Below are 22,949 nucleotides of genomic sequence, written 5' to 3'. Positions count from 1 at the left end.
CTTATAGACATAAGAGGTTTTTACTTTTTTCATTATTCAGCATCTGTATTTTGATACGCCATCTTAAACAACTTCACTTGGCTATCAATTTCTTCTGTACTACCATTAATAACATAATAGTAATCACCATCTTTATTTTGTTCACGTGTTTTCACATTATCAGCTAATGTAAGCTGTAAAATCGCCTTAATTCGTGCCTTCATTTCAATATCTAATATCGGGAAAGATATTTCCACTCGCTTCTCCATATTTCGCGTCATCCAATCAGCTGAAGATAAATATATTTTCTCCTCCCCATTATGATGGAAATAATAAATACGGCTATGTTCTAAATATCTTCCAACAACACTAACTACACGAATATTTTCACTTACATTTGGAATACCAGGTCGTAGGCAACATGTTCCTCGAACAATGAGCTCTACCTTTACTCCAGCTTGTGATGCTTCGTACATTTTTTTAATTAATGGTTTATCTGTTAATGAATTCATCTTAGCGATAATATATCCATTTCCATATTGCCTATGATAACGGATTTCTTCATCTATTAAATCCATAAATTGTTCTCTTATATCAAATGGAGCAACAGATAAATGATGAAAATGTGGCTTTGTTGTATAACCACTTAAATAATTAAAGAAATTGGTTGCATCAACCCCAAAGTCTTTTCTTGATGTAATATATCCAAAATCAGTATATAACTTCGCTGTTGCATCATTATAGTTTCCAGTTCCAAGATGTACGAACCTTTCGATTTTTCCGTTTTTTCTTCTTACAACTAACGTAATTTTACTATGTGTTTTCAAGTGACTTACACCGTAAATAACATGACAGCCTGCCTGTTCCAATTCTTTAGCCCAATGAACATTGTTTTCTTCATCAAATCTTGCCTTTAATTCAACTAATACCGTCACTTGTTTTCCCTTTTCAGCCGCTATCTTTAACGCCTGAATAATTGGTGAATCACCACTTACTCGATATAACGTTTGTTTAATCGCAAGTACATTTGGATCGTCTGCCGCATCACGGACAAAATCAACTACCGGCTGAAATGATTCAAAAGGATGATGTAATAAAATATCATGCTCAATTGCTTTTTCAAATACATCTTCTTCATCACCTAAATCTTGAGGCGGTTGCGGAATAAGAGCCGGATATACAAGATGTTCATATAAAGGAGCTAGTTTTTTATATAAAGAAAACAAACATGTTAAATCTAATGGCCCATCCATTATATATACATCTTCATCTTTTACTTCCAGAACCTCATATAATAACGCTAATACTCTTTCATCAATGTGTTCTTTCCCAACTTCTAAACGTACAGCCCCCCCCCACTTACGTTTTTTTAATTCTTTTTCAATTACCTTTAATAAATCTCTCGCACCTTCTTCATGAATCGTTAAATCTGCATTGCGTGTAATACGGAAACGAGTAACAGATGATACTGTATATCCCGTAAATAATTTATGAGTAAAGCTACTAATTACGTCTTCTAATAAAATAAATTTATGCTTTTGCCCTTCGCTCGGTAAAAATATGAAGCGCTCAAGTAATGAAGGAACTTGTACAATTCCTAGCTTCGTCCGATTCTCTTCCTCCGCTTGCTTCTCATCATATAAAAGAGTAGCTAAATTCAAACTTTTATTTAATAACATTGGAAATGGGCGATATGCATCAATAGCTACAGGGGTTAACACCGGAAAAATTTGCTCATCAAAATACTCTTCTATAAATTCTCGCTGCTCTTTCGTCAAATCATGGAATGTTAAACGTTCAATTCCCTCTAACTCAAGCGCTGGCAATACATAATTTTTAAATGTATCATATTGTACTGTCATTAGTTCATGGGCTTTTATCGCAATTTTATTTAGTTGCTTTTTTGGTGTTAAGCCAGCTTTATTTTCTGGCTGATTAAATCCAGCACTCACTTGATCCTTTAATCCCGCTACACGTACCATAAAGAATTCATCTAAATTCGAACTAAAAATACTAATAAATTTCAATCTTTCCAAAAGTGGATTTTTTCCATCTTGCGCTTCTTGTAGTACACGTTCATTAAATGCTAGCCAGCTTAACTCTCGATTATTGTAATAAGCTGTATCATTTAAATTTACTGCATTCCCCTTCGATAATTCCATTCTCTTCACACTTCCCCTTGAAACTTTTTTACTATAATTTAGTTAATTTTATTTTATCAAATTACAATATTACAAAGTGTAAATTTTTCGTAAAGACATCCGTACGACCTAATGTTTTAGTTCAAATAACAAGTTAATATTCGTTTTTAATACTCTTTCTAACTGTTTTTTTTGTTTTTCAGCTTGCACTTTTTCTGCTAATGCAGACTGTTCACATAAAACTTTAAACGTTAATGCCTCTTTGCTTTCTGTTATAGATATGGTTTCAACAAGCGATCGTTGCCTTGCATTTAAAGCAGCTGAAAATTGTAAAACAGCTCCTAATAGACGGATTTTTTTTTGTTCACTTTTATCAAACCAACCTTCAAATGGAGATAAATGTTGTTTAAATAGCATTTTTGATTTATAAGATGCAATAAGCGCTAACCTCACTCTATCTTTATGCATCATGCCATCAATTGTCTTATTCGCCAATAAATAAAACGTATGTAAACGGCTCGCTTCTTCGTCTATATATTTGCCTATATTAAATACTTTCGCTGCTTGATGGAATACTTCCCAGTCTTTTACTGACATAGAAATAAGCCCTATTTCCTCAAGTTGTTTGCAAATTAGTCTTCCATGTTTAATAAGTTGAATAACAAATTCCATGTCCATTTCGTATTCATGTGATAGTAAATGCAAACTTTCTTCAACTACGTTCGGATAATATGAAATCCCCAAATCTTTTGTCAACTCTTCATAGAAAACACCTTCTCTTAATCCTTTTCTACTTAATACAAATGCCGGTGCCTCTATAACATTAACAAGTGTATGAAATACTTCAACCGCTGGAATAATCGTATCCGCTCGATCTTTTACCAATCCTTCCAATTTCTGAAGTTCTATGAACGACAATTTTTCCAACTCATCTTTTACATTTTCAATATCTTCTTCTTTCATCTTGTATAAATGTAATCCTGCTATAGGATAACATATTAAATTTTGATGGATTTTTACTAAGTTCCTCGCACTACCACCAATTGCAATAAGAGGCAATTTCTTATTGATGAACCATGGTAACGTTTGAAATTGAAATTCTAAATACTGTTGCATTCCCTCTAACTCATCTTTAGTAGGAATATCACCTTTAATAAATTGTTGCTTTAAAGAAAGTGCCCCAAAAGGAAAACTATGGTACTCTAAAATCTCTCTATTTCTAAAGTATGTAACTTCCGTACTTCCCCCACCAATATCTACCGTTATTCCTTCTGAAAACGATGTAGAATTCATAACCGCCAAGTATCCGTAACGCGCTTCCTCATATTCTGATAATACTCTAAGAGTAAAGTCCGTTTGTCCTTCAATAAGCTTTTTAATTTCCTCTTGATTCTCAGACTGTCTAATTGTTGCTGTTGCAACACAAAGTACATGATGCAACTGATGGAACCTTGTACTTTCTTGAAATTGAAATAATGTCTGTAATAATACTTCTATTCCCTCTTCATTCAACACACCATCAATTAAGTAATTCCTTAACCTAGCAACCACTTTCGTATTTTCAATCTCTTTATAAAAACCTCCATTTTGCTTTTCATAAATAACTAAACGCATTGTATTAGATCCAATATCTATAATGGCATACTGTTGTTTTAATATTTCTTTCAAACTTCTCACTCTTTCATTATCAAATTTCAAAAACATATTCTATTACTATTATACAAAATAGTTGTTTTTTGTAACAATATTGCTTTAATATTGAAAATATATACAATCACTTTTTGCATATAATAAAAACCTATTTTATTTATGCTATAATAATGAAAAATTGAAAGGAGATTCAATATGAAACCTTCACAACCACAATCTCAATTACAAAACCAACATTCTATTAATCGACTAGCTCAATCTATTTTCGTTGTGAATCGTCATGCTAAAGCAGCTACTAATCCTAAATATTTATACTGGTTAAAAAAGACAGCTTTAGAGCGTTTGATTGCTGAAAAAAAAGCAATTAAAGAAGGATTACATTTTTCTAGAAACCCACGTTTTAGCCAACAACAATCTGATGTCCTTATACGTTTAGGCGATTATTTTTTCCACATCCCTCCTACGAAAGAAGATTTTCGAATTCTACCGCATCTTGGTCATCTTGAATCCTCCTATCGAAATCCGAAAACAACCTTATCTTTAACAGTAGCAAAAAAAACACTTCAAGATTATATTGGGCCTGAAGCATTGAAACAAGAAAAAAAATTAAGTGAACCGGTTCCATGGTATAGTCGTACTTATACAAAAAAATAAAACAGTTTGGCCAAGTGTAGGCCAAACTGTTTTATTTTTTCTCTTCTTTAATTTTAATATTTGCTTGTTTATAAAAAGCTACTTTTTCTGTATTATAAGACTTTGTGAATTCATTAAATTGATCTTTTTCTGACTCAATATCCTTATAAGATTGATTTACTACTTTTACTTTTTCACTAATATCTTTTAATTTAGTACCTTTATCTTGTAACATTGTATATAACTCTTTTTCTTGTTTTAAAGATTTATTATAGCTGTCATACATTTTATTAAATGAATCGTGTCGTTTCTCATACATGCTTTTCACTTTATCAGCTTGATCTTTCAACTTATTATCTTCAATTTTCTTCACATACTTATCAGCTGACTTCACTTCTTCTTGCGCTTTATTTAAGGCCTCTTTTTCTTTTGTAAGTACTTTTTCTCGTTCAGTTGTATTCTTTGCTGCTTGATTCAGTTTTTCTTTAACAGTTTGATTATTATCTTTTCCTTCTTGCACAATCTGGTTATATAATTCTTGTCCTTCTTTCTCTAAAGTCTCAAGTTTTTTTGCATCTTCAAACATTGTTTTTTCTTGTTTAGCAGCGTTTTCAAACGCTACATATAATTCTTCTTCTGGTTTCGGTCCAAAACAACCGGCTAATAAAGTCATTGATAATGCAGTTATAATTGCTAATTTACTATATTTCAACATCTCTTCCTCCTACTTATAAACGACCATCGTGTAATATAAAAAAGTTATAAAATATGTAATTGTTCTATACACTCGCATCTTTTTTACGAAGATCATTAATATTGTTTGTACAAATTATTACTTAATATTACATTATTCTTTTTGAAGTATTTAGCAGTTCCATATCCATCTTTAAGTATAGTACTTCGTGTTCTTTAAAATCTGTTCACACTATGTATTACCTTAATGGCCACAGAATTTCACCTCAGTCTTAATAAGACTATAATAGTTCACCTGATAAAAGGTGATCGTTCCGCTCTCACGTCTATCATTCCCTTTCCAGCTTTCTATCAAATAATCTCTTTGTTCATTTTACACAGTACAATCGATATCTCGCAACAACTTACAAATATTCTTTTCATTTCCTAAAAAGGAAAAGTGTAGAGCTTGCTTTCCTCTACACTTTTAAAATAAAACACATTGTGCAAATTGCATTGACACTACCATCATAATTATATGCTTATTTCATATATTTTTAAAGACTTTTATTACAAACGCAGCGTTTTTTTGTAATAAAAGTCAAAAAAATGTTACAAATAAAACTTCTTCCTATCAAATATCTTCAAATCAAAGCTTCACTCATTTTCTTGCAAATTTCTATACTGGTACAATTGATTTTGCGACTTTCTCAACAGTTCTTCAAACGTTTTTCCTTCTACTGGATAGCTAGCTGCTCCAAATAAAAGAGTGACACTGAGTAAATCACCTTCTATTTCACTTTCAATATTTTTCATTAATCTGTTTGTTATTGTTGATGTTTCATGACCATTATCAATTGCTACAATAACATACTTATTTTCATCCCACTTTGTAACAACATCTCCCTTCCGAATTGACTTTACAATGGTACTCTCTAATTTTTGTACTAACACTCCCAATTTTTTTTCTTGCAACGTGTCTTTTAATCCTTCCCATTCTTTTACAGAAAGAATGTAAACTGTAATATTACGGGAAGCTCTTTCAGATAAAGCGGCTACTTTCCCAAAAAAATCAACAACAAAATCGTTGCTTGCCATTCCTCCTACTTCTTCATTCATACGCTTGTTCGCTCTTTTATCGTACCAATGTCCAAAATAATAACTTAGTATCATTTGCAATATATAAATAATAAAGACGGTATAAAATGATCGTGAATCCAGTTTTGCAATTACATCCTGAAGTGCAATCCATTCTGTAACTGCCACTGTATTTCCAAGTAATAATCCACTAATTTTCCCTTTATGTTTCATACTTCTCCCCCTTTTATACCAATATATGTTTCTATATCAATAATGTTTTTCTACCAAATAAAAAATGTACATATCCAATGTACATTTCTGCTTAAGCTTGTATACCTTTTCTACTCTATTTCATATATATAATATATAACTTTTATAGAAAGGAGTAATCTATATGCTACAAAAAGAGAATCTATCAGATGCTATGCGGTTACTAGCTGGTTTTCTATTATCATTAAAATTATTATTTACCTCTTTCGGCATACACTTTATTACAAACGATCAAATTGACGCTATTGTTAATGTTGTTTCATTTTTATTTATTCTATACTTTGGCTACAAAAATAACTATGTAGGAAAAAAAGGAATGGAGCAAAAGAAAATACTCAAAAAACACAACCTTCACTAAAAAAAGGAACCTTTTGTACAGGTTCCTTTTTATTATTGACGCACAACAACTTCATTTGTTTGCAGTGGACCATATGATATCTCTTTATCTTGAAATGTATATGTAGCCTGAAAGAATGCTTGTTTAAGAGCTTTATCTTTATTAGCTTTTATTTTACAACGTAGTTCCACCTTTTCATTCGGTAACAAATCATCAATTCGCCACCTTACAAGCTGGAATAAAAACTCACTTATCCCCTTATCAACTTTTAAAGAATTAGGAATATAAGCAAAGTAATCTCGAATCATATGACTTACAACAACTCTCGAAATCATTTCTACCCCTTTATTTTCCACTTCAATTCTCATAATAAGTATGTCGTTTACATCGTAGGTCAATTCATACGAAAATTGTTCTGTATACATACTACCAATTTTTAATGTAACGGCTACTTGAGGAAATTCATTTTCCTTTTTCGATCCGTCAATCCACAATACTGGTTGTAGCGGTATTGAATACTTTCCTGTATCCGAAATTCGTCCCCATATTTTCATAATATATATTCACCTCATTTCAGATGTATCATACACACAATGAATTCCCCAAATTACTAAAGCTTACTACAAGCAATGTTTAATATTTCTCTTCCTTTTATCCTATTCGACAATATGAAGAAAAAACCATTTTTCATCTATTAACAGAAGGTGTTCTTAATGAAATTTTTTTACAATTTACTTTATGGCAATATTCAATATGGCTCACTCGTTCTCTACTCATACGAAAGAATATTTTGACGGAAGAAAAAGTTTGCCTTATAGTCAAATTTGACTATAATATTCTTTATGGCATATCAGTGCACTTATGGAAAAGAAATTAAAATCACCTATACATTTAAATTTTTTATCCACTGCACTCAAAACTTAATATAGTTTACTTATTTCTAAAGGAGGGTTATATTTGGAAACTCAACCATTAAAAAAAGACGCCAACAAGACAAAATTTGTTGTTGCTGGTTTACTGCTTGGTATATTAATGGCCGCAATGGACAATACAATCGTTGCAACCGCAATGGCAACAATTGTTGGAGACTTAGGAGGATTTGATAAGTTTGTTTGGGTCACATCAGCTTATATGGTAGCAACAATGGCAGGGATGCCTATCTTCGGGAAACTTTCTGATATGTACGGGCGGAAACGTTTTTATATTGGTGGCCTCATTCTTTTCTTATTCGGTTCTGCGCTCTGCGGAACAGCTTCAAGTATTGAGCAATTAAGTATTTATAGAGCTATTCAAGGTATCGGTGGTGGTGCCCTTATGCCTATCGCCTTCACAATTATGTACGATATCTTCCCACCAGAAAAACGTGGGAAGATGACAGGACTATTCGGTGCTGTTTTCGGGACCTCTAGTGTATTCGGTCCTTTATTAGGCGCTTATATTACAGACTATATAAGTTGGCATTGGGTCTTCTATATCAATATTCCATTAGGACTTATCTCCTTTTTCTTCATTACTAAATACTACAGTGAGTCTCTAGAATTTAGAAAACAAAAAATTGATTGGGCTGGTGCTATTACACTTGTCATAAGTATCGTTTGCTTAATGTTCGCATTAGAACTTGGTGGTAAGGAATATGCCTGGAATTCCACTGTAATTATTGGCTTATTTACAACAGTAGTTATTACGCTTATTATTTTCTTCTTTGTAGAACGAAAAGCAACCGAGCCTATTATTTCGTTCCATCTATTTAAAAAACCTTTATTCGCAGCTAGTCAAGGAGTTGCCTTTTTCTATGGTGCCGCTTTTATTATCTGTACAGTTTATATTCCAATCTTCATTCAAGGCGTTCTTGGAGGTTCCGCCTCTAATGCCGGATTAATTTTAACACCAATGATGGTTGGTTCTGTAATTGGAAGTCAAACAGGAGGACAATTAGCTTCTCGAACAAGCTATCGTAACATTATGATGGTATCTGGCGTCTTCTTCGTTCTTGGTATTTATTTATTAAGTACTTTAACAATGGATACACCTCGTTTACTCGTAACACTATTTATGATTCTCGCTGGGCTTGGTGTTGGCTTCTCATTCTCAGTATTAAGTATGTCTTCTATTCACAAATTAGAAATGCGAGACCGTGGTTCGGCAACATCAACAAACTCATTCTTCCGATCACTCGGTATGACTCTTGGTGTAACGATTTTCGGTACAATTCAAAATCATATTTTTACAGATAAACTAAACTCTGTGTTCCCCCCTGAACTAGCAAAATTAGCTCCAAAAGGTGGAGACACAAGTTTCTTATTATCGCCAGGCGCTACCGCAAAAATTCCTGCTGAAATATTAGCGGGTATTAAAGAAGCTCTCGCTACATCTATTGCGAACACATTCTTCTGGGCACTTATTCCGGCTGTACTAAGTATTATTTGTATTTTACTTATGGGAAATGAACGCCTCTTTACAGGCCCTAAAAAGAAAGAAAAACAAAAGCAAGTCAGTTAATATAAAAAAGAAGCGGCATATCCCTTTATGAAAAAGGATATGCCGTTTATAATATGTATAAAGTTAATCTTTAATCAGTGGCGGTTTTGTTCATCCCCCACTGATTATTAATTGAACCAATCGGGCTTTTACGGACAGCCCGCCCCCCACCTAACTTCTTTGGTTCCGCTGAATTTTTGGATGGGTGTCTTACTGCCCGTTAATGCCGGATAAAGTTTTTATATACAGGAGTTGAGACAGCATGAGCATGAAATTAGTCATTCTCGGCTTGCTACTCGAAGGAGATAAACATCCATATGAAGTGCAGCATATTATGAAAGAACGACAAATGGATTGTTACATTAAATATGCTAAAGGATCACTTTATTACGCCTTCGAGCAATTAGAAAAGCAAGGCGCAATTCATATTACAAATGTAATTAGAGACACAAATCGACCTGACAAAACGATTTTTCATATAACAGAAGAAGGCAAAAAACTATTCCACACTTTACTATTAAAACAATTCGAAGCAAAAAACCAAATATATAAACCTATTTATTCAGCCTTATCTTTCGCTCACTTTAGCAATGATCACGAATTAGTTCCTATTTTAGAAAAAAAGAAAAACGATACTCTTCAATATTTATATACTATGCAAACGATATATGATTGTAATAAAGGAAAAGTTCCACGTGCACAACTATATATTTTACAAAGTGTAATTGAGCATATTACAGTTGAACTACAATGGCTAAACACCCTCCTTAAAGATGCTATAGCAGGCCGGCTTTCAGAAGTTGCTATAGATGAAAATTGAGCTATGAAAGAAGACATCCCTACTTCTTTCATAGCTCAATTTCTCTTTTTATAATGTAATATTATTAGTTACTTCAGAATGTAAAAGTCAGAATAATAAGAAATAAAAACTTTGGAATTTTCTTATTTTAAAACAGTAGACAAAATTCCAAAAATTGTGTTAGAATTTGTTTCAATATCATATCGCTTGTTAAATTCCTTTCAAAAGGAAAATAGGTACACGAAAGTTTCGTTTCGTGTTTAAAAGGGAAGCTTGGTGAAACTCCAACACGGTCCCGCCACTGTAAATGCTGAGATTTCTTTTTAGTGCCACTGTGAAAACGGGAAGGTGAAAGAAATTATATGAAGCATAAGTCAGGAGACCTGCCTGTTTTAACAACACTGATAGATTCACGGATGATGATGAGGTGTTAAAACAAAAAGGAAGGCTTATTTTCTATGTCTTTGTACTTTTTGTTATAGGTATTTCCTAGTAAACGGAAATGCTTACTTTCAATTAGGGAGGAATTTAAAATGGCAATTCAAACAAGTAACTTAGGTTATCCACGTATCGGACTACAACGAGAGTGGAAAAAAACATTGGAAGCTTTTTGGTCCAATAAAATCGATGAAGAACAATTTTTAACAACAATGAAAGAAATTCGCCTTCAACACGTAAAAGTACAGCAAGAAAAAGGGATTGAACTCATTCCAATTGGCGACTTTACATATTATGATCACGTTTTGGATACTGCTTATATGCTAGGATTTATCCCATCACGTTTTTCTGAGTTTACATCTTACCTTGATGTATATTTCGCAATGGCGCGTGGCTCTAAAGATCACGTAGCTTCTGAAATGACAAAATGGTTTAACACAAACTATCATTATATCGTTCCTGAATATGAAGAGGGATTACAAATCTCTTTAAAAGATAATCGTCCACTTCGCTTATACGAAGAGGCAAAACAAGAATTAGGAGTAGATGGAAAACCTGTTATTTTAGGACCATATACTTTCTTAAAATTAGCTAAAGGTTATACACAAGAACAATTCGCTACGATTTTAAAACAATTAGTTGCACCATACGTACAACTGCTTTCAGAACTACATGCAGCTGGTGCACAAGTCATTCAAGTTGATGAACCGATTTTCGCTTCTTTAACGAAAGAAGAAGTTCAACAAGCAAAAGAAATTTATGAAGCTATTCGTAAAGAAGTTCCAAATGCGAACCTTCTTTTACAAACATATTTTGATAGTGTAGAAGAAAACTATGAAGAAATTATTACATTCCCTGTATCCGGTATTGGATTAGATTTCGTTCATGGTAAAGAAGGTAATCTACATGCTATTTCAAAATATGGATTCCCAGCTGATAAAACTTTAGCTGTCGGTTGTATAGATGGCCGTAACATTTGGAGAGCTGACCTTGATGAAGTTCTTACGTTATTTACAACGCTACAAAAACAAGTCCAAACGAAAGACTTCATTGTTCAGCCTTCTTGTAGCTTATTGCATACACCAATCGATAAAACAGAAGAAACTCACTTATCGACTGAGCTATTTGATGCGTTAGCATTTGCAAATCAAAAATTAGAAGAGTTAGTTCTTATTCATTCTGCTCTCACTAAAGGTACAGAAAGTATTAGTAATGAGCTGGAAACATATCGAAATGTACATCATACAATTCGTTCATCTGCTGTACGTAACCGTGAAGATGTCAAAGCAGCACGAACAGCACTAAAAGAAGAAGATTTTTCACGTCCTCTTCCATTTGAAAAGCGATACGAATTACAACAAGTTGCCCTAGAGTTACCATTGTTACCAACAACAACTATCGGTAGCTTCCCGCAAACAACTGAAGTTCGTCAAACGCGAAAAGAATGGCGTAACGGTGTTATTTCAAATGAACAATATGAAAAATTTATTGAAAAAGAGACAGAAAAATGGATTCGTTACCAAGAAGAAATTGGTCTTGATGTCCTTGTACATGGTGAGTTTGAAAGAACTGACATGGTCGAATATTTCGGTGAGCGTCTTGCTGGTTTCTCATTCACTAAAAACGGTTGGGTACAATCATACGGTTCCCGCTGCGTAAAACCACCTGTTATTTATGGTGATGTAGCCTTTATTAACGGAATGACTATTAAGGAAACTGTTTATGCACAAAGCTTAACAGAGAAAGTTGTAAAAGGAATGTTAACTGGACCTGTTACAATTTTAAATTGGTCCTTCGTTCGAAATGACATTCCAAGAAAAGAAGTTTCGTATCAAATTGCATTAGCTCTTCGTCACGAAATTGAACTACTTGAATCTTCCGGAATTCGAGTAATCCAAGTCGATGAGCCAGCACTTCGTGAAGGAATGCCACTAAAAGAAAAAGATTGGGACGCTTATATTACATGGGCAGTTCAATCCTTCCTTTTAGCAACTTCTTCTGTAGCAAATGAAACACAAATTCATACTCATATGTGTTACAGTAACTTCGAAGATATTGTTGATGCGATTCGCGCATTAGATGCAGATGTGATTTCTATCGAAACATCAAGAAGTCACGGTGAATTTATTGATACATTAAAACATACAACATATGAAAAAGGCATCGGTCTAGGTGTATATGATATTCATAGCCCACGTGTACCGAGTAAAGATGAAATGTATAAAATCGTAGAACAATCTTTAGAAGTATGCGATCCTAAATATTTCTGGATTAATCCTGATTGTGGTTTAAAAACGAGAAGAACAGAAGAAGTTATTCCAGCTTTAGAGCACATGGTGCAAGCAGCAAAAGATGCTCGCTCCCTGCTAAAAACAAACGCATAACGAAAATGGGTTATCCTTATTGAGGATAACCCATTTTTTATTCTTTACTTTCAAAAAAGAATTCGTATTGTATTTTATATAATTCATCATCCGTTGGCTCTTCAAGAGGAATTGCTTGTAAGACCACTGTATACTCACCATTTGGAATAGGTATTTGAAATTTATTTGAAAGAATACTCGTTATAACGATACTTTCATTTTCAACTGTAAAAGGAACCGTAATCGTTCTAATCACTTCTTCTTTTTCAATATGTTTCCCTGGGGTCACTTTCACTTCACAAGTATAATCAGAAAGTGCTTCAAAAATAACAGTTCCCTCTGCCTCAGCATAACCTCTTTCAAAATCTTCATCCGTCCAGTCTACATAAGGCTGCTCACCGTCATAGTTCATCAACATTAATTGCGAATAAGAAATTGTTAACTCCATAGTTCCCGTTCTCCTTCATTATGAAATGTACAACTACTACTTCACTTCAAATTTCACACGCGTACCATCTGGATATTTATCTAACTTATTCCCTACCCAAGAGCCTGCTCCGCGGTTATCCGCCGGACTTATATATTCAATATGTGCTCCTTTTCCGCCTTCCTTGCACATCGCCATTGGCCATTCATCACGATCATACCCTTTTTTTGAAGGATATGGTGCTAACGACAATTTCCTTCTATCTGCAGCACCACCACGATCGATTGTACAAACTTCTGAATGCCCTTCTTTTATAGCATCCGTAATATGTTTTCCTGTCTCTGGATAACGTTCTTTCGGAAATTCTAACACTTGATCATACGTATTCGTTTTCTTTACACTTGTTTCCTCTGGCACAAGTACTTCATAAACTGCTACTAAAATAGACAGAATTGCGATAATTGAAATGATAATACCTTTTAATTGCTTCATGTATACCTCCATGTTTCTACCAGTTTCTTTTTTCCTCCGTTATTATAACAAACTTCTCCTGTATATGTTTTCAGACATTATTTTAGTTATTCCTTGCCATTCCGCCAAAAACTTTCATTTTTTCACTAATGCTGTAGAAAACTAATAGCCTTCCGACATTCTTTTTCAAAGGAAGTCCTCATAAAAGATTGAAATGATATATACGATACTTTTTGGGGAGGAAATATCATGGAAGCTACCTATAAAACGAAAGATGTCACGAATAAAACAGGCATCCCAAAACATATAGTCCGCAAATATAGTCAACTGTTAGAGGAACATGGCTATATGATTTCTAAAACAGCTGATGCTCGTATTTATAAACTTGATGATTTAAAACTATTGAAATCTATACATGAAAGAGCTGCTACATTACAAGAAGATATTTCAGAAACGATACCGATTATTTTAAAAGAAAAAGAGGCCCCACCTGTACCAGTTATACAAGATAAGCAAGAGATACAACCGAAAGAAAAGGAAGATGGACGTAACTTTGAGGAATTCATGTTGAAACTTGAAATGCTAGCTCAATTAAATGAAGCAATTATTCATCAAAATTCTACTCTAATTACACAAAATCGTTTAAAGGATGAGAAACTAGATGAATTGATGCAACAAGTTTATGTAAAAGAAGGCTCTCAAGAAAAAATGCTTCAAGAGTTAGTCGAGCACGCCGCTCAAACAGATGCATTACAAAAAGAAAAGATGGACTTATTAATGAATCATATGTATAAACGAGAATCCAAACAGGAAGAAAAAATGAATAAACTTGTTAGTCAAATTTATAACAAGGACAGTAATCGTGATGCACAGCTTATGCAAGTTATTCGAGAAATTCAAGAAACAAAAAGAATGGTTGCTGCCTCAAAAGAGCAAAGTTTCTTTCAAACATTTAAAAGTTTATTTAGCCGAGCAAAACAAGAAAAAACAAATGAATAAGCAATATAAAATAAAAAGTTACCTTCCATCGGTAACTTTTATTCCTTATTTTGTACAGCTGGTAATATAATAATTGCTTCAGTGCCTTTTCCACTTTCACTCTTATATTCCAATGTACCATTATGCGCTTGTAAAATACTAAATGTTACCATAAGCCCTAATCCTGTCCCTTTTTCTTTTAAAGAATAATATGGTTGCCCCAGCCTTGCTAACTGTTCTTTCGTCATACCAACACCACTATCTTTAACTCTTATTATGATTGTTTCGTCTTTTTGAATGGCTGTTACTTTTAAATATCCTTTATTTCCTTGAATTGCTTCAATACCATTTTTAACAACATTCATAATAGCTTGCTTCAACTTTGTCTTATCACCAATCGTATAAAGACTTTCTGAAATTTCAACTTGTAAATATACACCTTGCATCGCTGCAAATGACGACATGAGAGTGGTCATTTCTATTAATTGGGCTGATAAACAAATGTGTTCTTTTTTCTCAATTTGCGGCCTTGCTAAATTCAAGTAATCTGAAATAATTTGTTCCGCCCGATCCAATTCAGCTAATACGAGGCGCATATAATCCTTATTCTTCACATCTTCCGTACTTTCTAACAATTGGATAAATCCACGAACAACAGTAAGTGGATTTCGAACTTCATGTGCCACACTTGCTGCTAACTCACTTACAATATTAAGCTTTTCTGATTTTTGCATCTCTGTACGTAGCAATGCATTTTCGTTTAAATATTCAGTTAAATACACCTGAAATACCATTGTCATGACCATGATAAGCGAGGCAAATATAAATCCGCTATATATTTGCGAAATATACGGTGTAAATCCTGTTTCCAAAAGAACATTAATCATGCCTAATACTAAAGAAACAAACACATAAAATGATGAAATCATAAATGCTAAAATTAATTTCTTATCCCTTGAAAAAAGAGACCATTTCTTTGATAAAAACAGCGGAACTATCAATAGAAATATTACTTCTAAAACTGGAAGAAAGCTCATTCCCTTTAGTAACCATTCATATGCAACAAAAATAACCGCTGGGATTAAACCAACAATCCCACCATATAAAAAACCACTGACAATTGGAATGGGGTGAAAGTTATACCCACACACATTGCCAAAACAAATAGAGTATGTCATGGAGAGAACGAGCGTAACGCTAGATAAAAACATAATAAAGTAACGATTTGGCTTCGGAGGCATTTCTTGATAGCGATTTAAACGAATCGCTTCATATAAAAATAGCGGCAAAATTATGATGGCAATTTGAATCAATAAATCACGGATAAGCTCCATAACCTCTCATCCCCTATATGTATTTTGATATGATTATATCATTTTATAGGTGTATTTGTTTTAAAATTTTGATTTTTCTTAACATATTTGTTAATTCTTTGTTAACAACTCATCATAATTGTTACAGATTTTCGAAATGATTGTAAACCCTGTACCAAATTTCCTTCGTGCAGTATACAATGAATACGGATTACAAAGAAAATATAAAAATACTTTTTTAGACGGACAACTATAGCAAAATACAGCATATAATCCATACTATCTATGTTTACAAATAAGTGATCATTACTTTAGTAGGAGGAAGATAAATATGGCGGGTACTACGCTTGTTTTAAAAGAAGAAAATTTGGTTGTTCTAGAAAATGTTGAAAAATCAGTATATGAAGAATTACAGCATAAAGCAGGAGATGAAAATTGCACATGTGCTGTGAACGAATCAGTTGTTCACCTTGGCAAGGTATCCTCTGTACTCTGGAATGAAGATGAAATAGATTGGGAATACGGATATTAAAAAGTCGCTTATAGCGGCTTTTTTCTCTTTTCTCTCTCTTTCTAAATTACATATACAAAGCGCGATCATAGAAAATATGATAAAATGAACTTAATTTTCAAACGGAAGAAAGGGAGATACAATGGAACAATTCATTAACCCTAGAGTGAAGGACATCCAAATTTCTGGAATCCGTCAATTCTCTAACATGATTCAAAACTATGATAATTTGATTTCTTTAACAATCGGACAACCCGATTTCCCTACACCTTCTCTCGTAAAAGAAGCTGCAAAACGGGCTATTACAGAAAACTATACAAGCTATACACATAACGCTGGTTTACTAGAATTACGCAAGGCAGCTTGTAACTTCGTAAAAGATAACTACGATTTACATTACTCACCTGAAAACGAAACCATCGTTACAATCGGTGCTAGCGAAGCAATTGATGTTACATTTCGAACGATTTTAGAGCCAGGAACAGAAGTAATTTTACCTGCTCCTATTTATCCAGGTTACGAACCTATTATTCGATTATGCGGTGCAACACCTATTTTTGTAGATGTTCGTAAAACTGGATTCCGTTTAACAGCTGAAGCGCTTAAAAATGCTATTACAGAAAAAACAAGATGTATCGTACTACCGTATCCTTCTAACCCGACCGGTGTAACTTTATCAACAGAAGAACTAAAAGATATTGTAGATGTTTTAAAAGACAAAAATATTTTCGTCCTTTCAGATGAAATTTATAGCGAGCTGGTATATGAACAAAAGCACACATCTATCGCTCATTTCCCAGAAATGCGTGAAAAGACAATTGTCATTAACGGTTTATCTAAATCACATTCTATGACTGGCTGGCGTGTTGGACTTTTATTTGCACCAAGCTATTTAGCTGGACACATATTAAAAGTTCATCAATACAATGTAACGTGTGCTACTTCAATCGCTCAATACGCTGCAATTGAAGCATTAACAGCAGCTAAAGACGCACCCAAAATGATGCGCCACCAATATAAAAAACGCCGTGATTACGTATATAATAGACTCACTCAAATGGGATTAACAGTTGAAAAGCCAATAGGTGCATTTTACTTATTCCCATATGTTGGTCATTTGACATCTTCATCATTTGATTTTGCACTTGATCTTGTCAAAGAAGCTGGACTAGCTGTAGTTCCTGGAACAGCATTCTCTGAATACGGTGAAGGCTACCTTCGCTTGTCCTATGCGTATAGTATTGAAACTTTAAAAGAAGGCTGCGACCGATTAGAAGCCTTTCTAAAGAAAAAAGCTAAGAGTTAAACTCTTAGCTTTTTTTTATGCATAATGATCACAAGTTTGACGTTTTAGTAATTTATGAGGAATAATGATACACTTTGCAGTGGATTCTGCATTCTCTACTTTATCAACTAAAGCTTTTGCTCCCTCATATCCCAGCTGATAAATATTCACATCAACTGTCGAAAGTGGAGGGCTCGCAATTTCTGATAATAAAGCATTATTAAAGCTTACAATAGAAACATCCTTCGGTACAACGAATCCTTTTTTAGAAAGAGCACTTAACACACCAAGTCCAATTAAGTCATCCGTTGCCATAATTGCCGTCGGCGGTTGCTGCAGTCCCATTAATTCCTCAACCGCTTGTTGACCACTTTCCCTCGAAAAATCAAAATGTAAAATATATTCTTTTGGTAATACAATGTCTGCTAATTTCAAGGCATCACTCATACCAGCTAAACGATCTCTCGTTACAAGTAAATCTGAACCACCACCAATGAACGCGATTTGCTTATGCCCTAATGAAATTAAATATTCTGCCACTTCTCTTGCAGCTGTATAATTGTCATTATCTACATATGTAATTTCATCTTTTCGATCATATGGTTTTCCTATTAAAACAAACGGGAAATTTTGTTCATGTAAATATTGAATAATCCGATCATTCTCTCTTGAATATAAAAGAATAATGCCACCAATTTGGCGTCCCTGTACCATCTTTACGACACCATTAAAAATTTCTTCTTCCGTTTCACCTGTCGACATGTAAAGCGCATAACCTTCTACGTGTGCAAATGAACTAATCCCTCTTATAACTTCTGGGAAAAATGGATTTTGAAAAGCTTTACTTGCAGAACTTGGCATAACAAGACCAAGTGTTTTCGTCGTTTGGTTCGCAAGATTTCTCGCATTTAAATTAGGATGATACCCTAATTCACTCATTACTTTCCTAACACGGCGCTTTGTCTTTTCACTTATACTTGGATTATCAGCAATTACACGAGAAACTGTTGATGGTGCAACATTCGCTTGCTTCGCCACATCTTTAATTGTAACTGTCATAAAAATCCCCCTCCTCTCATTTCTCTGCCATTTTTCATATATTTTATCTCGCACTCATTGCAAGTCATAAACTTTTATTTCTTATATCTTGCAAAACTAATCCTATTCTCCCTCTTCATGTATTGTAAGGGATATAGCTATTTTTTCCTATACTATAATATACTATTTATTTGACATCTTTTCACATGTGATGTCAAATCTCTTTTCATCTCCCTATAAAGTTATTTATAGGGAGATGAAAAGAAAAATGGGACGTAATGTCCCATTTTTCATCCTTTCGTACCTCCAGCTGTTAAACCGGAAACAAAATATTTTTGTAGTGATAGGAATAAAATTGAAATCGGGATCGCAATTAACACAGAACCCGCTGCAAACGTTGTAAATTCATTACCGAATTTCTTCGCAACCATTTCATATAATCCAACTGCCAAAGTATAATTTTCTGGTGTTCGCAAAATAATACTCGCTAAAATGAAATCTGTAAATGGACCAATGAAAGTAAATAACGCTACAACCGCTACGATTGGCTTTGCAAGTGGCATAATGATTTGCCAGAAAATACGGAAATGCCCTGCTCCATCCATTCGAGCTGATTCATCCAACTCTTTCGGAATCGTATCAAAATACCCTTTCATAAGCCATGTATTCATCGGAATTGCTCCGCCCACATAAATTAAAATTAATGCAAGATGTGTATCAAGTAATCCTGTTAACTGAGCTAATATATATAGTGCGATTAACGCTGCAAAATTCGGGATCATTTGCAAAATTAAAAATGTTAATAAACCATTCTTTCTTCCAACAAAACGATATCTCGAAAATGCATAAGCAGTAAAACTAATGGCTAGTACAGAGAAAATCATCGTCATTACGCTAACTTTCAAAGTATTTTTATACCAAAGTAAGTAATTACTTGAATCGAGATCAAGTAGCTTGCGATAATGATCTAATGTGGCATTTTTCGGAATAATACTTGACCCAGATAAACTATCCCCTGGATTAAACGATGAGCCAATTATCCATAGTAATGGATAGAAAATAATCGCACACATTATGAAGATAACTAAATAACTTAATGAAAGACGTAGCATCTTTTGTCGTTTAATATTCATTTACATCATATCCTCTTCTTGGAATGATTTTGTTCTCTTAAATTGCCATAACGCAACTGTAATAACAATTAACGATAAAATCATTGTAAGAGCTGCTGCTTTTCCGTACTGAGCCGAAGTCATCGTTAACTTATAGATCCATGAAATTAAAATATCCGTTCCACCTGCATTTTGTCCAGACACAGCAGGTCCTCCGTTATTAAATAGATAAATAATACTAAAATTATTAAAGTTAAACGTATATTGCGTAATTAATATTGGCGCTGTTGCATATAACACAAGTGGCAATGTAATTTTGCGGAACTGTTGCCAAGCAGTTGCTCCATCTACTGTAGCCGCTTCATATAATTCTCCTGGAATCGATTGCAATATACCTGTTGTCATTGCAAAGACGAACGGGAAACCAAGCCATGTTTGAATCATAATTAAAGCAATCTTTGACCAAAACGGGTCTGTCATCCAAGCAATCTTTTCAATCCCGAATAAAGCTAATACTTGGTTATTAATTGCTCCAAATGTTTCATTAAACATACCAGCAAATACAAGAATAGATACGAATGCTGGAACAGCCCACGGTAAAATAAAGATTGTTCGAATAATTGCCTTACCTTTAATACCAGGCTGATTTACGATAATCGCTAAAAAAATACCAAGTGCAACTTGTAATGTTGTTGCAACGAATGTCCAAATGACAGTCCAAGAAAATACACTTAAAAATGTATCTCTCCACATCGGTAATGTGAAAATATCAATAAAGTTTTTAAAACCCACCCAATCTACTAATTTAGCTGGAGGAGAATGATATAAATCATAGTTTGTAAATCCAATTAAAATTACGAAGATGATTGGAAATACGACAACAAAGATAAGTAGTAGAAAACCTGGTGAAACCATTAAATAAGGAAAGCCTTGATCTAACAAATTACGGTATTGCTCTTTTACAGAATTTAACGGTGTTCCTATATCACGTTTCTTTCCATTTTGATATGCATCATATAAGTTAAATGCATATATGCCGAGCCCAAACGCGATAACGATAAGTGCCAAGATCCCTTCTACTAATAGAAAGACAGAATGGTCACGTGGAACTTCTGTACCGAGCGTTACAATGCCCCATAATCCCATATTTAATAAATCAGCAAAGGCTACAATAAATGAACCTGTTAATACTAGAAAAATAAGACCTTTTACAAATTGTTTATTATATATTTGGCCCATGCCCGGAATGATTGATAACACGGTTGCCATTTTCCTATGCTTTGAATGGTTTAACCCCTTTGCAGGTTCCATAGATGTTTGCATGTTCCTTCCCCCTTTTTTCTTCCCACATGGAAGGGAGAGAATTCGTGCCCCTCATATTAGAGGCACGAATTTCACCTTATTTTTTCTTACTATGATTTGCCTCAATATTACCTTTAATTTGTTTCACTGCACTATCAAGTGCGGATTTTGGTGCTTCTTTATCTGATACAACTAATTGAAGCGCATCCCCAGCTGGTTTCCAAACTTCCTGCATTTCTGGAATATTCGGCATTGGAATTCCATTTTCCGATTGCGTCGCAACCGCTTTTGCAGCCTCATTTTCTTTAATGATTGGATCTTCCATTACTGATTTTACTGGTGGAATTTCTTTCGTTTTCTCAAAGCGAATTTTAGCATTTTCTTCATTTGTAACCCACTCAGTAAATTTTGTAGCTAAATCATTTTGTTTAGAGAAGCTTGTTACATGCCATCCTTTTACACCAACGAACGTTTTCATCGGTTGACCATTTGGTAATTTCGGCATTGGAGCAACACCATAATCTATTCCAGCCTTTTCCATCGCTTGGAATGCCCATGGACCATTCATAATAGATGCTGCTTTTCCTTCATTAAACAATCCATCTGCAGCTGAACCACCAGATTCACCGATAATACCTTTCGGGAATAACTTTTCTTTGTACCATTTTTGAATATATTCAGCACCTTGTACCGCACCGCTATTATTTAATCCAATATCATTTGCATTTGGCTTTCCATCTTTTTCACCAAATACATAACCACCCATACCTGCCATAAATGCATTAGCAAAGTAGAAGTTATCTCCTAATGCTAAAAATCCGTATTTTCCATCTTTCGTAAAGTCTTTTGAGAAGTTAAACAGTTCATCCATCGTTTCGGGTGCTTTTTGCATCATTTTTTTATTATAAATAAAGATTGGTGTTTCAATCGCTTTTGGTAAACCGTATATTTTTCCGTTATATGTTTGTGCTTCTATTGATAAATCTGTAAATTTACTTTTTACTGTATCATCTACTTTCACTTCTGAAAGTAGCCCTTCTGTTACCGCATTACCAATATGATCATGTGGCAATGTTACAACATCTGGCCCTGTGCCAGCTGGACCGTCGAGACGAAGTTTTTCTATTTGTTTCGTCATCTGAACCTCTTCAACTTTTACTTTCACATTATATTTCTTTTCAAAACTTTTCACCGCTGGCTCTAGACCCACACCTTTTTTCTCATCTTCCCAAACAAGAAGGTCATAGTCTTTTTTCGCTTTACTTTCCTCCTTTTTCCCTGAATCTTTCGGTCCACATGCAGATAACATACCAATAGATAATGCTGAAACCGTTAATAATGATAATGCTTTCTTCATCCCAAAAACCTCCCTAAATTGTCTATGTACCTCAGTAACTGAAAACGTTTGCATTTAATAGTTTAATTGAAGCGCAAACAATATCCCAAGTCTATGAAAACGTTTGCGCTATTTGTCTATCATTATACATTCTTTTATTCATTTTGCAAATATTAATTTAAAAATTATGTCATTATACTCTTTATACATTGACTTTATATGAAATGAATACTACTCTTATAAGCAATATTAAAGCTACGAGAAAGGCAATCGTTTGCAATATAGGCTTTATTATTACACTTAAGGGAATACTATGTATAGAGATATTGAAGGGGG

General features: G+C 33.9%; 20 protein-coding genes and 1 riboswitch. Of the genes, 8 read left to right on the top strand and 12 right to left on the bottom strand.

Annotation, left to right across the window (positions count from 1 at the left end; translation table 11 throughout):
- Positions 1–32 precede the first annotated feature (32 nt).
- Positions 33–2,141, bottom strand: coding sequence for a polyphosphate kinase (locus ASE54_RS06510; RefSeq protein ID WP_000423553.1), 2,109 nt, complete (start codon positions 2,139–2,141; stop codon positions 33–35).
- Between the two features lie 108 nt (positions 2,142–2,249).
- Positions 2,250–3,824, bottom strand: coding sequence for a Ppx/GppA family phosphatase (locus tag ASE54_RS06505; RefSeq protein WP_003256889.1), 1,575 nt, complete (start codon positions 3,822–3,824; stop codon positions 2,250–2,252).
- Positions 3,825–3,965: 141 nt separating this feature from the next.
- Between ASE54_RS06505 and ASE54_RS06500 the strand changes: the two genes are divergently transcribed.
- On the top strand, positions 3,966–4,424 hold the full coding sequence (locus tag ASE54_RS06500) for a YkyB family protein (RefSeq protein WP_000804864.1): 459 nt from the start codon (positions 3,966–3,968) through the stop codon (positions 4,422–4,424).
- A 31-nt stretch (positions 4,425–4,455) separates the two neighbouring features.
- Here ASE54_RS06500 and ASE54_RS06495 read toward each other — a convergent pair whose 3' ends face one another.
- The gene (locus ASE54_RS06495; RefSeq protein ID WP_003256886.1) at positions 4,456–5,118 is read right to left on the bottom strand and encodes a YkyA family protein; all 663 of its coding nucleotides are present in this window, start codon (positions 5,116–5,118) and stop codon (positions 4,456–4,458) included.
- 614 nt (positions 5,119–5,732) lie between these two features.
- Positions 5,733–6,386, bottom strand: a complete 654-nt coding sequence (locus ASE54_RS06490) for a diguanylate cyclase (protein ID WP_000680815.1) — start codon at positions 6,384–6,386, stop codon at positions 5,733–5,735.
- A gap of 163 nt (positions 6,387–6,549) precedes the next feature.
- On the opposite strand from ASE54_RS06490, the gene ASE54_RS06485 reads away from it, so the two are divergent.
- Positions 6,550–6,783 (top strand): SPP1 phage holin family protein, encoded by a 234-nt coding sequence (locus ASE54_RS06485; protein ID WP_000939448.1) that lies wholly within the window; start codon positions 6,550–6,552, stop codon positions 6,781–6,783.
- A 32-nt stretch (positions 6,784–6,815) separates the two neighbouring features.
- Here ASE54_RS06485 and ASE54_RS06480 read toward each other — a convergent pair whose 3' ends face one another.
- Entirely contained in the window at positions 6,816–7,316 is a 501-nt protein-coding gene (locus ASE54_RS06480) for a hypothetical protein (protein ID WP_000708116.1), read from the bottom strand.
- Between the two features lie 403 nt (positions 7,317–7,719).
- Between ASE54_RS06480 and ASE54_RS06475 the strand changes: the two genes are divergently transcribed.
- The 3 genes from ASE54_RS06475 to metE all read left to right on the top strand — a co-directional run bounded on the left by ASE54_RS06475 (position 7,720) and on the right by metE (position 12,861).
- Positions 7,720–9,261 (top strand): MDR family MFS transporter, encoded by a 1,542-nt coding sequence (locus tag ASE54_RS06475; RefSeq protein ID WP_000449901.1) that lies wholly within the window; start codon positions 7,720–7,722, stop codon positions 9,259–9,261.
- A 241-nt stretch (positions 9,262–9,502) separates the two neighbouring features.
- Complete coding sequence (locus tag ASE54_RS06470) at positions 9,503–10,060, top strand: PadR family transcriptional regulator (protein WP_000062064.1); 558 nt, start codon at positions 9,503–9,505, stop codon at positions 10,058–10,060.
- A gap of 196 nt (positions 10,061–10,256) precedes the next feature.
- A riboswitch (cobalamin riboswitch) is annotated at positions 10,257–10,445 on the top strand.
- Positions 10,446–10,572: 127 nt separating this feature from the next.
- Complete coding sequence (gene metE / locus ASE54_RS06465; protein WP_001007602.1) at positions 10,573–12,861, top strand: 5-methyltetrahydropteroyltriglutamate--homocysteine S-methyltransferase; 2,289 nt, start codon at positions 10,573–10,575, stop codon at positions 12,859–12,861.
- Between the two features lie 37 nt (positions 12,862–12,898).
- Here metE and ASE54_RS06460 read toward each other — a convergent pair whose 3' ends face one another.
- Both ASE54_RS06460 and nucA read right to left on the bottom strand, forming a co-directional pair.
- Complete coding sequence (locus ASE54_RS06460) at positions 12,899–13,288, bottom strand: competence protein ComJ (RefSeq protein ID WP_000424022.1); 390 nt, start codon at positions 13,286–13,288, stop codon at positions 12,899–12,901.
- 36 nt (positions 13,289–13,324) lie between these two features.
- Complete coding sequence (gene nucA, locus ASE54_RS06455) at positions 13,325–13,759, bottom strand: DNA-entry nuclease (RefSeq protein ID WP_000811494.1); 435 nt, start codon at positions 13,757–13,759, stop codon at positions 13,325–13,327.
- Between the two features lie 228 nt (positions 13,760–13,987).
- Here nucA and ASE54_RS06450 point away from each other — a divergent pair, with 228 nt between their 5' ends.
- The gene (locus tag ASE54_RS06450) at positions 13,988–14,737 is read left to right on the top strand and encodes a DUF3967 domain-containing protein (RefSeq protein ID WP_000388468.1); all 750 of its coding nucleotides are present in this window, start codon (positions 13,988–13,990) and stop codon (positions 14,735–14,737) included.
- 38 nt (positions 14,738–14,775) lie between these two features.
- Here the strand turns inward: ASE54_RS06450 and kinB are convergent, their stop codons facing one another.
- The gene (kinB, locus tag ASE54_RS06445; RefSeq protein WP_000420367.1) at positions 14,776–16,050 is read right to left on the bottom strand and encodes a sporulation sensor histidine kinase KinB; all 1,275 of its coding nucleotides are present in this window, start codon (positions 16,048–16,050) and stop codon (positions 14,776–14,778) included.
- A 310-nt stretch (positions 16,051–16,360) separates the two neighbouring features.
- Here kinB and ASE54_RS06440 point away from each other — a divergent pair, with 310 nt between their 5' ends.
- A complete protein-coding gene (locus ASE54_RS06440; RefSeq protein ID WP_000929277.1) occupies positions 16,361–16,561 on the top strand; it encodes a hypothetical protein in 201 nt (66 codons plus the stop codon).
- Between the two features lie 121 nt (positions 16,562–16,682).
- Positions 16,683–17,846, top strand: a complete 1,164-nt coding sequence (locus tag ASE54_RS06435) for an aminotransferase A (RefSeq protein ID WP_000434585.1) — start codon at positions 16,683–16,685, stop codon at positions 17,844–17,846.
- A gap of 15 nt (positions 17,847–17,861) precedes the next feature.
- Here the strand turns inward: ASE54_RS06435 and malR are convergent, their stop codons facing one another.
- The 4 genes from malR to ASE54_RS06415 all read right to left on the bottom strand — a co-directional run bounded on the left by malR (position 17,862) and on the right by ASE54_RS06415 (position 22,634).
- Positions 17,862–18,884 (bottom strand): maltose operon transcriptional repressor MalR, encoded by a 1,023-nt coding sequence (malR, locus tag ASE54_RS06430; protein ID WP_000219054.1) that lies wholly within the window; start codon positions 18,882–18,884, stop codon positions 17,862–17,864.
- Between the two features lie 269 nt (positions 18,885–19,153).
- A complete protein-coding gene (gene malD, locus ASE54_RS06425) occupies positions 19,154–19,996 on the bottom strand; it encodes a maltosaccharide ABC transporter permease MalD (RefSeq protein WP_001022600.1) in 843 nt (280 codons plus the stop codon).
- On the bottom strand, positions 19,997–21,298 hold the full coding sequence (malC, locus tag ASE54_RS06420; RefSeq protein ID WP_001194983.1) for a maltosaccharide ABC transporter permease MalC: 1,302 nt from the start codon (positions 21,296–21,298) through the stop codon (positions 19,997–19,999).
- A 76-nt stretch (positions 21,299–21,374) separates the two neighbouring features.
- Positions 21,375–22,634, bottom strand: coding sequence for an extracellular solute-binding protein (locus ASE54_RS06415; protein ID WP_000709931.1), 1,260 nt, complete (start codon positions 22,632–22,634; stop codon positions 21,375–21,377).
- Positions 22,635–22,949 lie beyond the last annotated feature (315 nt).

Origin of the sequence: Bacillus sp. Root131 (assembly GCF_001429475.1) — a bacterium.
GTDB lineage: Bacteria > Bacillota > Bacilli > Bacillales > Bacillaceae_G > Bacillus_A > Bacillus_A thuringiensis_S.
The sequence above is the reverse complement of the archived record's forward strand: the minus strand, read 5'-3'. Positions and strand labels throughout refer to the sequence as shown.